This window comes from Parabacteroides sp. AF48-14, from assembly GCF_003477465.1.
GTDB classification, from domain to species: domain Bacteria; phylum Bacteroidota; class Bacteroidia; order Bacteroidales; family Tannerellaceae; genus Parabacteroides; species Parabacteroides acidifaciens.
Map to the genome: position 1 here is coordinate 1 of NZ_QUDI01000055.1, position 16486 is coordinate 16486.

Below are 16486 nucleotides of genomic sequence, written 5' to 3' on the forward strand. Positions count from 1 at the left end.
CTTAGTTGCACAGCTGTGCCAACTAAGTGGCATAAGAAATATAATACGAACTATACTTGTTCCAACAGGTAGTATTCGGAAAGAATGTCCCGCACCTTTTCCGGAGACAAACGTCCATAGACTTTTCCGGCAATGGTGACAACCGGAGCAAGTCCGCAAGCGCCTACACAGCGCAAGCAGTCTAATGAAAACAGACCGTCAGGCGTAGTCTCCCCGACTTTTATCTCCAACTGACGCTGGAACTCATCCAATACTTTTTCAGCTCCACGGACATAGCAAGCAGTACCCAGGCAGACAGAAATAGGATATTTCCCTTTCGGAGTCATTGTAAAGAAAGAATAGAAGGTGACAACGCCATATACCCGCGAAACAGGGATGTGTAGCCGTTCTGCAATAACTTCCTGTACTTCGCGGGGCAAGTAACCGAATATTCCCTGTGCTGCATGCAAGATGTTGATCAGTTCTCCCGCATCGTTGTGGTGTTCATTGCAAACAGCTTCCAACTCCTTTAGTTTTATCTTAAGCAAATGTATCTTTTCCATACTCTATTTCTTCTGATTTTCTTGAATAAACATATTAACGGCTTCCTTCCGGTCAAAATAGTGCGTGTGCAGCAACTTATGGGCTCGCGGTCCGCAGGGTTCTCCCAGATAATTGGCATAAAGTTCCTGTATATAAGGATTCTCATGACTTTTACGAAGCGTCTTGTTTTTATCCTCCTGATAGAGAGCGGCGGCACGTTTGCGCAGAACCTCCATCCTACCCTGATGGAACGGTTGACCACCTCCACCGATGCATCCTCCCGGACATGCCATTATTTCAATAGCATGATAAGGCGATGTTCCATTCTTTACTTCTTCCACCAACTTGCGGGCGTTTCCCAAACCATGGGCAATACCGATCTTAATAGGCGTTCCATCAAAATCGATCGTTGCACTACGGATTCCTTCCAGTCCGCGAAGTTCTTCAAACTCAAGTTTAGGAAGTGGCTTCTTTGTATAAAGTTCGTAGGCTGTACGGCAAGCGGCTTCTATTACTCCTCCGGTAGTACCGAAGATTACACCGGCGCCGTAGATTCACCCAGTGGACGATCGAAATCGCTGTCCGGCAAGTCTGTAAAGTTGATATTGGCATAACGAATCAAACGTGCCAACTCACGTGTATAAATCGAAATATCGACATCCGGATTACCTTCGACAGCAAACTCCGGCCGACTGGCTTCGTACTTCTTTGCCAGGCAAGGCATGATAGAGACGACTACGATCCGTTTCCGATCCACTCCTAACCTTTCGGCAAAATAGCTTTTGGCGATTGCGCCGAACATTTGTTGCGGACTTTTTGCGGTGGAAAGATTATCCCTCAGTTCCGGGAAATGCTGCTCGACAAAGCTAACCCAACCCGGGCAGCAGCTGGTCATCAACGGCATTTTTACCTTTTTGTCTCCATTGAGATATTTACCGATTCGTTGCAACAGCTCTGTTCCTTCCTCCATGATGGTCAGGTCAGCTGCAAAATCGGTATCAAATACATAATCGAAGCCTAACTGCCGGAGAGCCGATACCATTTTTCCTGTTACCAATGTGCCCGGTTCGTAACCGAAGTCACGGCCAAGTGCTGTACGGACAGCCGGCGCAGTTTGGGCTATTACGATCTTGTCCGGATCGGCAATTGCATCCAGAACGGGCTGTTGTGTGTTTCTTCCGCTCAAGGCATTTACCGGACAAACGGATACGCATTGACCGCAATAGGAACAAGTACTGCCGGCAATATCCCGCTCAAAGGCTGTAGAGACGGCTGCATTAAAACCGCGATTGACAGCTGTCAATGCACCAACGGTTTGGATATTGTTACACATCGTTTCGCAACGGCGACACATGATGCATTTATTCATATTCCGTACGATAGACGGTGAACGGTCTATCTGGAACGTAGACATTTCACCTTTATAACGAATTTCGCGTATTCCAAGGTCATGAGCGATTGTCTGCAATTCGCAATATCCGTTACTGCTGCAAGTCAGGCATTCTGCCGGATGGTTGGATAGAATCAATTCCATCACAGTCTTGCGGGCATTCATCACCCGGGGACTATGTGTCCGCACAACCATACCTTCGGTACATTCGGTCTTGCACGATGGAGCCAGGTTACGGCGACCTTCTATTTCAACCACGCAGATACGACAAGCTCCCGGATTGTTTTCATAATGCAGATCTTCTAACTTCATGTAGCAAAGAGTCTGGATACGTATGCCCATTCCTTTTGCAGCGTCCAAGATAGTAGTCCCTTTGGGAACTTCTACCGGTCTTCTATCTATAATAAGTTTTACTGTTTCCATTTCTTTGTCTGTTATCCATTTATTAATGTACATAAATAGCTCCGAACTTACACTTCTCAATACATGAACCGCAGCGGATACAAGTTTGCGGGTCGATGACGTGCGGAACTTTCCGATCTCCTGTAATTGCGTTCACCGGACATATCCGGGCACAAAGTGTACAGCCTTTACATTTTTCCGGATTGATAAAGTATTGTGTCAATTCTCGGCACTGGTGAGACGGACAGCGTTGTTCTTCTACATGAGCCAAATATTCATCATAAAAGTTATCCATTGTAGATAGAACCGGGTTTGGAGAGGTCTGTCCCAATCCACATAGAGCTGTATCTTTAATGACTCCGGCCAGATTACGCAGCATATTCAGGTCTTCAATCGTACCGTTACCGGAAGTTATCTTTTGCAGAATCTCATGCAACCGCTTATTGCCAATCCGGCAAGGGGCACATTTACCGCATGATTCTTCTACAGTAAAGTCCAGGTAAAATTTAGCCATTGCAACCATGCAATCGTCTTCATCCATTACAATCATACCGCCAGAGCCCATCATAGAACCGGCAGCCAACAGATTATCATAATCAATCGGCAGATCCAGATGCTTTGCAGTCAGGCAGCCTCCGGAAGGTCCTCCTGTCTGTACGGCCTTGAACTTCTTGCCATCTTTAATACCGCCGCCGATACCGAAAATAACTTCACGCAATGTTGTTCCCATCGGAACTTCTATCAGCCCGACATTATTCACTTTTCCCGCCAGGGCAAAAACTTTTGTCCCTTTGCTTTTCTCTGTTCCTATGCTACTAAACCACTTTGCGCCTCTCAGAAGGATGACAGGCACATTAGCATAGGTTTCCACATTATTTACATTCGTAGGACAACCTTTGTAGCCATGCTCGCTGGGAAAAGGCGGCTTTACAGTTGCCTCTCCACGGAGTCCTTCCATACTGTGGATCAATGCGGTTTCTTCACCACAGACAAAAGCTCCGGCACCATAACGTATATCGATATCAAAAGAGAAATCTGTTCCAAAGATATTCTCTCCTAACAAACCGTATTCTTTTGCCTGCCGGATTGCAATTCTCAATCGTTCTACAGCCAAAGGATATTCAGCGCGAATATATACCAAGCCTTTATTGGCTCCTGTACAATATCCGTTAATTGCCATCGCCTCTACTATAGAATGTGGATCACCTTCCAATATGGAACGGTCCATAAATGCTCCTGGATCACCTTCGTCTGCATTACAAACCACATATTTCTGAGGAGCCTGGACCTTGCGTGTTATCTGCCATTTCAACCCGGTCGGGAATCCGCCACCTCCTCTGCCGCGCAAGCCACTATCCATGATTTCCTTAATCACTGACTCCGGTGTCATTTCCGTCAGTGCTTTACCTAAGGCTACATAACCGTCACGGGCAATATATTCATCAATATTTTCAGGATTGATAAAACCGCAATTCCGCAAGGCTATACGAAGTTGCTTTTTATAGAAGTCTATATGTTTGGAGTCCGGAACCTGTTCATTCGTTTCGGGGTCGACATAAAGCAAGCGTTCCACCTTCCTTCCTTTGATCAAATGTTCCAGAACTATCTCTTCGGCATCTGATGGTTTTACCTGTACATAGAAGGTATTATCAGGAACCATCTTTACAACCGGTCCTTTCTCGCAAAAGCCAAAACAGCCTGTACGGATCACTTGGACTGTATCCTGTAATCCGTGTTGTTCTACGGCCTCTTTCAGATTTTCAAGTATAAGTTCACTCTGTGATGCACGGCAGCCGGTACCACCACACACCAGTATATAACTACTGTATTGTGCCATTATGTAAGTATTTATTGTTTAAGGAAGTTCGTTACTCTGGTTTAATCGCAGTGTAAGTGACAGGGATAATGTCATCCAATAATTCTCCCTGCCGGATATAACGATTGATTATTTCATCCACCTTTTCTTTGCTGACATGACCGAATACAATAGGTTCTTTACCGGGCACAGCCACTTCGATAGTCGGTTCAGCATAGCAATAGCCCATGCAGCCGGTCTGTGTCACTAATGCATCAACTTTCTCACGGTCCAGTGCTTCTATGAAATAATTCATAATCTCTTTGGCTCCGGCTGCAATACCGCAGGTTGCCATCGAAACCCGAATCTGCACCATTTGTTCGGGATGATTGCTTTTTTCTCTTATATCCAAGGTCGTGCGTAAGGTTTCACGCATCTTTCGGAGGTCATCCAATGTTTTCACTTTATTCATGGTTCACACTATTTTAAGGTATAATACGCTCTAAGAGGTATGTCACAAACATACGTATTTTTCTTTAAAATAGCATCTCTTTTTCTATTTATCTTCAACAGCGCGCGTCTGTAAGATTTTCGAATTAGGAGGAACACTATGTGTGAGCCAGATATTACCTCCTATAATCGAACCTTTACCTATTGTGATTCTTCCGAGAATCGAAGCATTTGAATAAATAGTGACATAATCTTCAATAATCGGATGACGGGGAACATCCAACGGCAAACCATCTTCATCCAAAGTGAAATTTTTAGCACCCAATGTTACTCCTTGGTATAATCGGACATGATTCCCAATAATGGTTGTCTGTCCAATAACGACACCTGTTCCATGATCGATACTGAAGTATTCTCCTATTTGTGCTCCCGGATGAATATCTATACCCGTATCCGAATGGGCCATTTCTGTTATAATCCTGGGTATTACGGGAACATCGAGTTTTAATAGCTCATGTGCTACTCGCTGATAGAGAATCGCCTGGATTGCAGGATAACAGAAAATAATTTCGCTGGGACTTTTTGCCGCCGGATCGCCATCCAAAATAGCTTTTACATCAGTAGACAGCAAATATTTAATATGAGGAATCTTATTAATAAAAGCGATCGCTATTCTGGAAGCACGGTCTTTGGAATCACAACAACGTTCCACTTCAAAACACAAACCGTTATAAATCTGTTCCTGCAATAAGTCATAGATCTGTTCCAAATATACTCCTGTATAATATTGTATAGAATCAGTTTGTGCCTCCTGTTCCGTACCGAAAAAACCCGGAAAGATCACTTTACGGAGTAAACACATGACTTTCTGCAATGCTGTTACTGACGGCGACGGCTTTTGATGCAGCGGAATATACTTATACTCCGGCAAATCCGGTGTCGACAACATTTCTACATTCTTTTGAATGTCTTCTAATATGCTTGCTCTATTCATTATTTAATCATTTCCCGGGATCCCAGACCGGATCATACATCACAAAGAAGTTATTTTCAAAGCGATCTTGTCCCAAAATATAAATTTTATCATTCAGTATAAACATATGATAGTTATTCATACGTTGAAGAGTTGTAGGATGTTCAATCCACTTACCGGACAAATTATATTCCCATATTTTACCATTGTTGTCAACCATAAAGAAACTGTCCCATTGATCGTTCTTGTAATATACAGCAGAAGAAACGACTCCAATATTACTTGGTAAAGATCCCGGAGCATTTACCCATGCTGTTAAACTGTCGGAAGCCATCCAGAAACCTCTTTTTAAGCCGATGCTACTACCCAAACCGGCATAAACCTTATCATTGGCAACCAAGGCTATACCTTTTTGCTGGGAAACAGGAAATTGATCTGTTTTCATCACCCAAGTATCTCCGGTAAATTTCCAGAGTTCCTGTGAGTTTTCATTATCATTCACTCCACCTAAGACATAGATTGAATCCCGATAAACAAAACTAACCGCATCATAGCGTCCTTCTCCATCTGGTAACGAAGGCATTGTCGCCCAAGTGTTGGAAGATGGCATATAAATCTGGACATTAGTAGCAAATATAGAATTGTCAGTTCCTCCTATAATATATGCATTACCATCTTTGATACAGGCTGTCATTTGTGAATAGGCATTACTATATGATGCAGACGGACTCCATTCATCCATATCTGCATTATAATTATATGACTCATTCGTTCGTTCATTACCTAAATCACCTCCAACAATAAAGGCCTGTCCATCAACTGCAAAAGCTGCAGAGAAAGAGCGTTTAGCTCCTTGGTAAATACTTTTGGGTGTCAGAATGAGAGGAGTCGTAAATGATTGGACTTCTCCATATTGAATACCATTTTCATTGGCTGCATAAGCATTTACATAATACGTAGTTGCTCCTGTCAGATTAGTCAATGCATACGTAAATACATTATTTTCATCTAATTCTTCCAACGGGATTTCTTTATAGAAACAATTCTTTTCCGATATTCTCGGATTCTTATTTGTAGTGGACCAACAGAGACCTATTGTTGTAACAGCGGACATTCCTTCGTTCTGCAATTCTCCACTTACAATTGCAGAGCCATTCACGATCGTTTCCCCTGCAACAGGTATGCTAACAACTGTCGGCAACTGGCTTTTCGGGAAGAAATCTTTTATGTTGGTACTATATACTGTTCCGAATGCATTTGTAGCATAAGCCCGGACATAGTATTTCCTATTTGATTCCAGGCTATGTATTCTTCCGCTAAACTTACCTTCTATTATTTCTGAACAAAGAATCGTATCTGCATTTTCGATAGTAGGTTCCTCCATCGCTCCCCAGCAAAAACCAAATTTAGTTAGAGATGAATCACCTTCGTCAATGAGCTGAGCCGACAGATCAGCTGTTGTAAAACTTGTGCTATCCAAAGATAGAACTCCCAATTTGGGTTTACCATCTGTTGTTTTAAATGAATCTACATTAAAAGAAAATTCCCCAAAGGAGTTGGTTGCAAATGCACGTACATAATACAGCGTGCTCGGTTTCAGATTTGTAATAGAACAGCTAAAAGAATCTGTCGACATATAATCTCCCGTATAGGCAATGACCGAATCATTTTTTGACGGCGGATTGTTTTTATCCGACAAATAGAAGCCTATATTCTCTATGCCTTCTCCCCGACTTTTAATCTTGCCGCTAACCAGTACAGAAGTCGCTTTCACGTTAACACTATCTATAGCTACTGTCTTTACTTCACCAACACCGATTTCTGTTGTATAGGTTCCTGACGAAGAAAAAGCGGTATCGGTCTCATTAATCGCATAAGCATAAATATAATAGTTGGTTTTATCATGAAGGTCTGATATCGTTACTTCAAACTCTCCATTCTCCATTTTTGATGCTTTCTTATATCTCCCTTCATACATATTGGTCTTGGGGGAATTTTCTAATATATCACTCCAACATACACCGCATTCAAGTATTTGCGAACCGTTCTCTTTCAAAATACTTGCTTTCAATGTCATTGTCGAAGCCGAAATATCTACTCTCGATGTTTCGGAAACTTCTGGGGCAATTCCATTCTGAAGATGAGTATCCATTTCCGGATCATCTACACAACCGACAAGTAAGCATAAAGATGCAAAGAATGATAATAACAGATATATATGTTTCATAATATCAACGATTAGAAAAATACACCAAGACCTGCATTCAGATCTATATATTTAAAGTTTAATGTATTACATCCGGCACTGACAAAGACAGGACCAAACTTCACCATAAAATCCAAATCGGCAGCCAGACCATTATAAGAATGGTCAAGATTTTTACTCCAATATAATTTCTCGATCCTGTGGTCTGTAGCATCAATGGTTTTATATTCGCACAATAATTCGCGACTTCCATATCCTAAACCGACAGAAGTATAGAGCCAAGACGTACATTTTACGACAATACCAGCAGTTCCGGCATAAGAGTTTACTTTTTGTTTATTGGTAAAACGAATAAAAGGACCGCCAGGAACAGAACCAACCATCTGCCCATTTCCCCTGCACTCGCTGTCATTATCCTTAAAACTAAAATTCGTTCTGAAGCGTGCAAACCAACCCAGGCGGGATTTTACACCTCCGACAGTTAAGCCATAAGGCGCTTCTACAGAGTAAGCATAACCAACAAAAAACTTCATTGGCTCTTTGGGCTTATCTGGTTTTGTTTGGTTGGAAGTATAATGGACAGGTTCTACAGGTTTACGAAGCGTCTCCAGACGTTCCTGCCAAGATTTTGCCAATGTCTCATTCTTGGGTGTTCCTATGCCCTCGGTATAATAAGTAATCAACTGCGATATGGCGGTTGTATCTTTATTATTTGCCATCACTTCCAGGCAATTCCGGCATTTATTCATCAAACTATGCATGGATGGACGCATCCGCTGGTTAACCAACCAAATCGAAGTAAGTTGTCCAATACTATAGGGGTCACATTGTACAACTCCTTCTTCATACCACATCCTTGCATCACTGTAATCAAGACGTTTCATCGCCTCGTCCCCTTTTCTGTTATATTCAGTTTTTTGTTGAGCAGCCAAACACATTGGCAGAACAACAAAGAAAATCAAAATCCAAAGTCTTTTCATAAACACGTTAATAATACGTTGATCCTTCATTTACCAATACACCATTAGCATCATAAATGTCAAACAAACCATCTTTACGCTCGAAAGCACGACCATTCTCAGCAATTCCAACATTCAGATATTTACATGGAATACGTTCATTCGCATTTACATCGATTGCGCCATATAATTTTGTCGATTTCTTTCGTACGATAGTATAATTTCCGAAAGTCTTCTTTACCTCATATTGGTCCTTTTTATCAGCCAGAAGTTTTGCCGCTTCCTTTTCATCACAAGAGATCAAGAGGCGTACGACTTCTTCCGTTAACTTGGTTTCTTTCGCTTTAGTAAAGTCTTTTTTTGCATTTGTAAAATCAGCTTTTCCCATTTTATCCTTACCGGAAGCAATCAAAGCGTCGTATTCCGCATTAATTTCTTCAACAGAAGGTTGTACAGGTTGTATTGTTATTTTTTTCTCTTCAGCTAAGACCTGTTTTGTCTCCGGTTGCTTTTCCGGTACAACTGTTGTTGGTGTGAGCTTTTCAGGTTGTTGCTTTGCGATTTCTGTTTCCTTTTTCTTGACGGAAGGAAGTGCATCTTTTTCTACGTCTGGCTTTGTCTCCTGAATCGCTTGAGTTGAATCTTCCTTTTCTTCGATCGGATTAATCAATTCCGTTGTACTCGGATTTATCGTCGCTTTATTTCCTTGAACCAAAAGAGCAACAGCAGATCCTATGCAGGCAAATATAGCAATAATCACGGATATTAGTACCCCTTTTCTTCTTTTCTTATGCTTCTGAGGGCTGATTTCTTCTTCATTTAGAATCGTACGATCTTCGTCATTCTCGTTCAGCAATTGTTGGTCATTCCGGCTCAGAACAGTTGTTTCTTCATTATCTTCCTGTCCGTCAGTCTCCTGAAGGCCATTCGTCTGTTCTTCCTCTTCCGGGGGAAAATCCAATGCAGCCATCATTTCGGACACTGTCTGAAAACGATCAGCCGGAATAATCTGCATAGCTTTGATTATAGCCGCTTCTGTTTTGGGAGATATATCTTTATTCAACTCCGAAGGGTTTTGTAAAGAACGTGTCGCACGCAAAATAGATTCCGTCGGAATTTTTCCGGTCAGCAGATTATACATCGTTGCTCCCAACGAATAAATATCCGGACACGGGGAAAAACTCTGTGTGCCTTCGTTATCATATTGTTCGATCGAAGCAAAACCCTTTGATAAGGTCAGCATGGTCGTACTGGTTTCCTGCTGTTCGATATCATATCTCTTACTCACACCGAAGTCTATCAGGCGGGCTTTTCCCGATGAATCGATCAGAATATTGCTGGGTTTTATATCCAAGTGGAGAATATTCTTTTCGTGGACAAACTGAAGGCTTCTCCTATTTCATGAACATATCTGAGGACTTTTGCCTCCGGCAACACACCCTCTCTGTCCATCATATATTTGAGGGAACAACCGGAAATGTATTCCATAGCGATATAGGCTGTGTCGTTTTCTTCGAAAACTTCCAGCACATTCACAATATGAGGGTGATGAACCTCAGATAGTATTTTAGCTTCTTTAATAAGCTTCTCCTTGAATTTATCGAAAAGCACCCTTCCTGTCTCAGAATGAACTTTGACGGCAAAAGATGCTGTATCTCTGTAACAATAGTCTTTAAAGAAGTATTCTTTAATACAAATAGGAACTTCTGTTTGCACTGTACCTAACGCACCCTTTACTTCCGTATACCAGACGCCTTTATAAGTTATACCAAAGCCGCCCTGACCAATTACATGAGTGATCCGATATTTTCTATTCTGAAGAACATGTCCGTTTGGCAAATTCATAACTACTATGCGCAATTCTATTAATCTGCCAAAATTACGTTATTTATATAAAAGAATAAAGGAAAGAAAGAATATTTTGCTTAATTCCTGTAGAATCTAACACATTTTGTATAGGTATGATGTAAAAAGAGAAGTTATCACGCGTTTTACCACTGCAAGCAGACATAATTGCATTTTTAATTCCTTCCGGACCTCCGGATTGCTTAAATATTAAAGAAATATCTTCATTGGTAAGACGTTCAAGCACGCCATCCGAACACATAAACAGATAATCGCCTGCCTGAATATCGTTTAGGAGGACAACATCTGCCTCTGTCGGGCGACTTGTTCCCTGGATTGCCCGCACAATCACATTCCGCTGTGGATGATTTACGGCTTCCTCACGGCTGATCTTTCCTAATTTCACGAGTGAATTCACCAGCGAATGATCTTCGGTTTGGTATAAAATATTCCCTTGTCTGAAATGATAAATCCGGCTATCACCAACATGAGCCAGTGTTATGCCAGCTGTTCCGACAAAGGCCATAGTCAAAGTGGTTGCCATTCCTTTGGCTTCCGGATGAATTGCGGTATAGTCGTCAAAGCGTGCTTCTGTATAGCGAATTGCTTTATTAATGAAATCAGAGCTTGGCTCACCTTCGCGGAAGGTTGAAAAGAAAGTTTGGAAAGAATCACAGGCCAGCGAACTGGCGATCTCTCCTTTTTCAGCTCCACCGACACCATCACACACCAAAAATAACTTCTGATTGGATTTAGCCGCTTCCGGCAGAGGATAGATGGAATCTTCATTATTCAACCTGCCTCCTTTTTCACTGACTGCCCAAGGTTTGCCGATCGTTATATTCATAGCATAGACTATTTTTATTCATTAAAACGGAGTACTGTGTGTCCGATAATGATCTCATCATTATTCTTCAGTACAACAATCTCTCCATCTTCTAAGTAATTGCTATTATATAACGTATGATTTTTACTATTATTGTCAGAAAGATAATGTTTATATCCACCTTTTGCATCTTTTTTTACTTCTATCCGGATATGTTCACGACTCATAGATTTATCAGTCGTTACAATACCGATAGTAGCGTTCGAGGCATTGGATTTTCTTCCGATCGTATATGAGCCTTCTTGAAGAGGAAAGGTCTGTTCCGGCGTATCGTCATTTGCAATTACAGAAAGATATCCGGTTGTCATACGAAGCGGCTGTATCAGAACCGTTTCCGATTCGGATGTACGATCTCCTTTCTTTTGGGACAGTAAAGAAACAGGAATCAGTTGTTTGCATTTCGGGCATTTAAAAGAGGTGATATCGAGGGGAATTTTCCCCTCGTCTACCTTTAACCCTACATGGCAATGTGGACATTTAACGGAAATCATAAAATAAATGATATGTCAGCCCCGTCAATATCGGTTGAATATGTATCCAACATATCTGCATCGGACAACATAATTGTATCATCAGACAAGGTAATAAAATCAGAAGCATCAATACTTTCATCAATCATTACAGCATCCGACAAGTCGTTTCCACCGTCCACATCCACGATAACAGCGTCAGCCAACATAAAGTCGTCGCTGTCTAAAGTCACGAATGTGTAATCCTCTTCTTGCATAATGTTATAATTAAATTTTCTGGAAACAAAAGTAAGGAAACGAATTGACATCCAAATACAAAATAGTTCCTTATAATCAAATGTTTGGGTTTACTGTACGAAAGTATTACTTTTAGTATATAAAACGGAAAACTATTCACTCACCCATTTTGCTTTACAGGAAGATACCGGACACTGTTTTCTGTTGCGCAATGACTCCCAGGGTATTTCACCTAAAAACGTTCCACATTTGGGGCAAACATAATCTATTTTGAACTGATTGGTCAAATCCTGCAACAACTGTGGTGTCTTTGCCGATTGTTTCGCACCTAAATATATACCGACAGTCGGAGCACAAACCGTAATAAACAGACTCACCCCGAACAATTCCGGACTTCCCTTTCCTAAGAAACCTATCACAACTCCGACTACACCGGGTATTGCAAAAGGTAAAGATTGGAATAACCTGGTTTTAAATTGATTAGATGACTGAATCTTAACTTTTGCTTGAATATAATTATCATATACTTGCTTCAAAGTCGCAAACTCTTCGCTATAATCATTATTAAATTTTAGCGCTTCTGAAATGTTCAGTACATAATTATCTCCTAATTTGATAGTATCGCTGGGTGTCACACGCTTTTTGACGATCTGAGCACCATTCACAAACGTTCCGTTTGTCGAGTCCAAATCTTCAAGTAGCCAACATCCTCCCTCTTCTTCGCGTATCAGTCTCGCATGATACCGGCTGACATGAGGATCGTCTACTACAAAGTCATTATCATTCGCTTTTCCGATTTTTATAATCATTCTGTAACAGCTTTTGGTTCTTCAGGCTTCCCCATTTCCTTCTCAAGCGTATCTTTCAACACTTTTAATGGATCTTTGGATATCACCAGTTCCCTTGGTTTCCCATCTTGCGTTAGCAATAACAATTTCTGTTTGGGAAGATTTATCTGCAGGATATGATTTTTATTGATGATATGGCTTTTGCCTACACGCATTAAGATTGCATTACAGCCAGCCACCTGTTTTTCCAATATTTCTTCTATTTTCCCTATATTAATTGCAAATGTGAATTGGATCCCGTTGGATAATAGTAATTTGGTGTAATTTCTATCAGCTTCAAAATAGAGGATCTGCCCTATCTTAATACGCAACAATTCATCTCTCGTCTTAATTATTAAATACCGCTCCATACGTAGATATTGTTTATTCGTTCATCATCAGGAAACAAATATACATGATTTTATCTTTATTCCTGCACATTTTGTCAATAAAAAGTTTTCTACGGAACGCCAACTCGCAGCACCTTAGGATAAAAAAATTCATCCGCACGAAAAAATAGTTCCATGCGGATGAAAATTTAGTTTCATGCCCATGAAACTAAATTTTCATGGGCATCGAACTTTCATCGACTGTTGTTTTATTCTTCTATAGCTGCCTGAGCTGCCGCAATACGTGCGATCGGCACGCGGAACGGAGAGCAGGAAACATAGTTCAAGCCAACCTTATGACAGAACTTGACAGAAGAGGGTTCGCCACCATGTTCGCCACAGATACCGCATTTCAGGTCCGGACGGATAGCGCGACCTTTTTCTGTAGCCATACGAACCAGCTGTCCTACTCCATTCTGATCAAGAACCTGGAACGGATCGACTTTCAGAATCTTCTTTTCCAGATAAACCGGAAGGAAAGAAGCGATATCGTCACGAGAGTAACCGAAGGTCATCTGTGTCAGGTCGTTTGTTCCGAACGAGAAGAATTCGGCAGAAGAAGCGATACGGTCAGCTGTCAATGCTGCACGCGGGATTTCGATCATTGTACCGACTTTGAAGTCGATGCTGTCTCCCACTTCCTTAAACAGTTGTGCGGCAGCTTCACGAATAACCTTCTCCTGTTCCTTGAATTCGTATAAAATACCAGTCAGCGGAACCATGATTTCCGGTTTAGCTTCGATACCTTCTTTTTTCAGTTCCAAAGCAGCTCCCAAGATTGCGCGCGTCTGCATTTCCGTAATTTCGGGATACGTATTTCCTAAACGGCAGCCACGATGTCCAAGCATCGGGTTATGTTCACAAAGTGATTCTACGCGCTTCTGGATTTCTTTTACCGACACACCCATTGCTGTTGCCATTTCTTCCTGTCCCTTCAGATCGTGAGGAACAAATTCGTGCAAAGGAGGATCGAGCAGACGAACAGTAACCGGACAACCGGCCATTGCCTTGAAGATGCCTTTGAAGTCTTCTTTTTGGTAAGGCAGAATCTTAGCCAGTGCATTCTTACGGCCTTCAGCATCTTCCGCCAGGATCATTTCACGCATAGCCTTGATCTTTTCACCATCGAAGAACATATGTTCCGTGCGGCACAGACCAATACCAACGGCACCGAAATTACGGGCAATAATAGCATCATGCGGAGTATCGGCATTTGTACGAACCTGCAATTTCGTATATTTATCTGCCAATGTCATTAATTCGGCAAAATCACCGGACAGTTCGGCTGCTTTTGTCTCAACCTTCCCGACATAAACAGTTCCGGTCGTACCGTTGATAGAGATATAATCTCCTTCTTTCAACTTAACGCCGTCTACTTCAACTGTTTTATTCTTATAATCGATTTCCAAAGCGCCAGCGCCGGATACGCAACATTTACCCATACCACGAGCCACAACAGCTGCGTGAGAAGTCATACCGCCGCGAGCCGTCAGGATACCTTCGGCAACAGCCATACCAGCCAAGTCTTCGGGAGATGTTTCGATACGGACCATTACGACTTTCTTTCCATCAGCATGCCATTTGGCAGCATCGTCAGCAAAGAAAACGATCTGTCCGGTAGCTGCACCCGGTGATGCAGGCAAACCTTTCACCCATACTTTAGCTTGTTTTTCAGCCACTTTATCGAATACCGGGTGAAGCAATTCATCCAGTTTATTCGGTTCGATACGGGCCAAAGCCGTCTTTTCGTCAATCATTCCCTGATGCAACAAGTCGATTGCGATCTTGACCATTGCAGCACCGGTACGTTTGCCGTTACGAGTTTGCAAGAACCACAGTTTGCCTTCCTGTACAGTGAATTCCATGTCTTGCATGTCACGATAATGGTTTTCCAACTTTGTCTGCAACTCATCCAACTGTTTGTAGATTTCCGGCATAGCTTCTTCCATAGACGGATATTTTGCTATGCGGTCTTCTTCTGAAATGCCGGCACGTTCAGCCCAACGCTGTGAACCGATCTTCGTGATCTGCTGTGGTGTACGGATACCGGCTACCACGTCTTCGCCCTGGGCATTAATCAGATATTCACCATTGAATAGATCTTCGCCATTACCGGCATCACGGGAGAAACATACGCCTGTTGCAGAAGTTTCGCCCATATTACCAAACACCATTGCCTGTACGCTGACAGCAGTTCCCCATTCAGCAGGAATACCTTCCATCTTACGATACAGGATAGCGCGTTCATTCATCCAGCTGTCAAATACAGCACAGATAGCACCCCAAAGCTGTTCATACGCAGAAGTCGGGAAATCTTTGCCTGTCTGAGCTTTAACTGCAGACTTAAATTTAGCAACCAGTGTTTTCAGGTCTTCTACATCCAGCTCGTTGTCCAGCTTAACGCCTTTTGCTTCCTTCACTTCTTCGATGATTGCTTCAAACGGGTCGATATCTTCCTTATTAGTCGGTTTCATCCCCAATACGACGTCACCGTACATCTGCACGAAACGGCGGTATGAATCCCAGGCGAAACGAGGATTGTTCGTTTTACGGCTCATACCTTCCACCACTTCGTCATTCAAACCCAGATTCAGGATCGTGTCCATCATACCTGGCATAGATGCGCGTGCACCGGAACGTACGGATACCAACAACGGATTGGCAACATCACCAAACTTTGAATTCATCAGCGTCTCGATGTTAGCAATAGCCTTCTCAACGTCTGCTTTCAACAGTTCGACCACTTTATCCTTGCCTAAATCATAATATTCAGAACAAACATCCGTGGTAATAGTAAATCCCGGAGGAACCGGAACACCAATCAGATTCATTTCGGCAAGGTTAGCACCTTTGCCCCCAAGCAGATTTCTCATGTCTGCTTTACCTTCGGCTTTTCCATTTCCGAATGTGTAAACTCTTTTTCTTTCCATATTCGACAGTATATTAATTTAGATTTTAGTTTTGCTATCTCCAGATTGCAATGATGCAAATATATGCTATTTAAAGGTTGCACAGCTATAAATAGTTAATTAATTTTAGATGTTTTACAACTATTTTTTACTATCCATATCTGGTAAATAACTACATTTGCGTGCGGGAATTTTTAAAGCCTAAAAGAAATAACCTGTATTCCAA

Annotated in this window: 12 protein-coding genes and 2 pseudogenes; all 14 read right to left on the bottom strand. The window is 42.0% G+C overall.

Annotated features, from left to right (window positions below; translation table 11 throughout):
* Window positions 1-50 precede the first annotated feature (50 nt).
* Window positions 51-542, bottom strand: coding sequence for an NAD(P)H-dependent oxidoreductase subunit E (locus DW083_RS19320; RefSeq protein WP_122333528.1), 492 nt, complete (start codon window positions 540-542; stop codon window positions 51-53).
* 3 nt (window positions 543-545) lie between these two features.
* Window positions 546-2335 (bottom strand): annotated as a pseudogene (locus tag DW083_RS19325) (NADH-dependent [FeFe] hydrogenase, group A6).
* A gap of 22 nt (window positions 2336-2357) precedes the next feature.
* Window positions 2358-4151 (bottom strand): NADH-ubiquinone oxidoreductase-F iron-sulfur binding region domain-containing protein, encoded by a 1794-nt coding sequence (locus DW083_RS19330; protein ID WP_122333529.1) that lies wholly within the window; start codon window positions 4149-4151, stop codon window positions 2358-2360.
* 31 nt (window positions 4152-4182) lie between these two features.
* Window positions 4183-4581, bottom strand: coding sequence for a ferredoxin (locus DW083_RS19335; protein WP_122333530.1), 399 nt, complete (start codon window positions 4579-4581; stop codon window positions 4183-4185).
* Between the two features lie 84 nt (window positions 4582-4665).
* The gene (locus DW083_RS19340; protein ID WP_122333531.1) at window positions 4666-5553 is read right to left on the bottom strand and encodes a serine O-acetyltransferase; all 888 of its coding nucleotides are present in this window, start codon (window positions 5551-5553) and stop codon (window positions 4666-4668) included.
* Between the two features lie 7 nt (window positions 5554-5560).
* On the bottom strand, window positions 5561-7759 hold the full coding sequence (locus DW083_RS19345; protein ID WP_122333532.1) for a kelch repeat-containing protein: 2199 nt from the start codon (window positions 7757-7759) through the stop codon (window positions 5561-5563).
* Between the two features lie 11 nt (window positions 7760-7770).
* Entirely contained in the window at window positions 7771-8718 is a 948-nt protein-coding gene (locus DW083_RS19350; RefSeq protein WP_122333546.1) for a hypothetical protein, read from the bottom strand.
* A 7-nt stretch (window positions 8719-8725) separates the two neighbouring features.
* A pseudogene (locus DW083_RS19355) lies at window positions 8726-10542 on the bottom strand (serine/threonine-protein kinase).
* Between the two features lie 43 nt (window positions 10543-10585).
* Entirely contained in the window at window positions 10586-11389 is an 804-nt protein-coding gene (locus tag DW083_RS19360; RefSeq protein ID WP_122333533.1) for a PP2C family serine/threonine-protein phosphatase, read from the bottom strand.
* A gap of 14 nt (window positions 11390-11403) precedes the next feature.
* Window positions 11404-11919, bottom strand: coding sequence for an FHA domain-containing protein (locus tag DW083_RS19365; protein ID WP_122333534.1), 516 nt, complete (start codon window positions 11917-11919; stop codon window positions 11404-11406).
* A complete protein-coding gene (locus DW083_RS19370; protein ID WP_115497670.1) occupies window positions 11916-12155 on the bottom strand; it encodes a hypothetical protein in 240 nt (79 codons plus the stop codon). The genes DW083_RS19365 and DW083_RS19370 overlap by 4 nt, the downstream gene beginning before the upstream one ends.
* A 132-nt stretch (window positions 12156-12287) precedes the next feature.
* Window positions 12288-12944: an FHA domain-containing protein gene (locus DW083_RS19375; protein WP_122333535.1), complete on the bottom strand. Its 657-nt coding sequence runs from the start codon at window positions 12942-12944 to the stop codon at window positions 12288-12290.
* On the bottom strand, window positions 12941-13333 hold the full coding sequence (locus tag DW083_RS19380; protein WP_115497672.1) for a LytTR family DNA-binding domain-containing protein: 393 nt from the start codon (window positions 13331-13333) through the stop codon (window positions 12941-12943). The genes DW083_RS19375 and DW083_RS19380 overlap by 4 nt, the downstream gene beginning before the upstream one ends.
* A gap of 227 nt (window positions 13334-13560) precedes the next feature.
* Entirely contained in the window at window positions 13561-16281 is a 2721-nt protein-coding gene (gene ppdK / locus DW083_RS19385) for a pyruvate, phosphate dikinase (protein WP_122333536.1), read from the bottom strand.
* Window positions 16282-16486 lie beyond the last annotated feature (205 nt).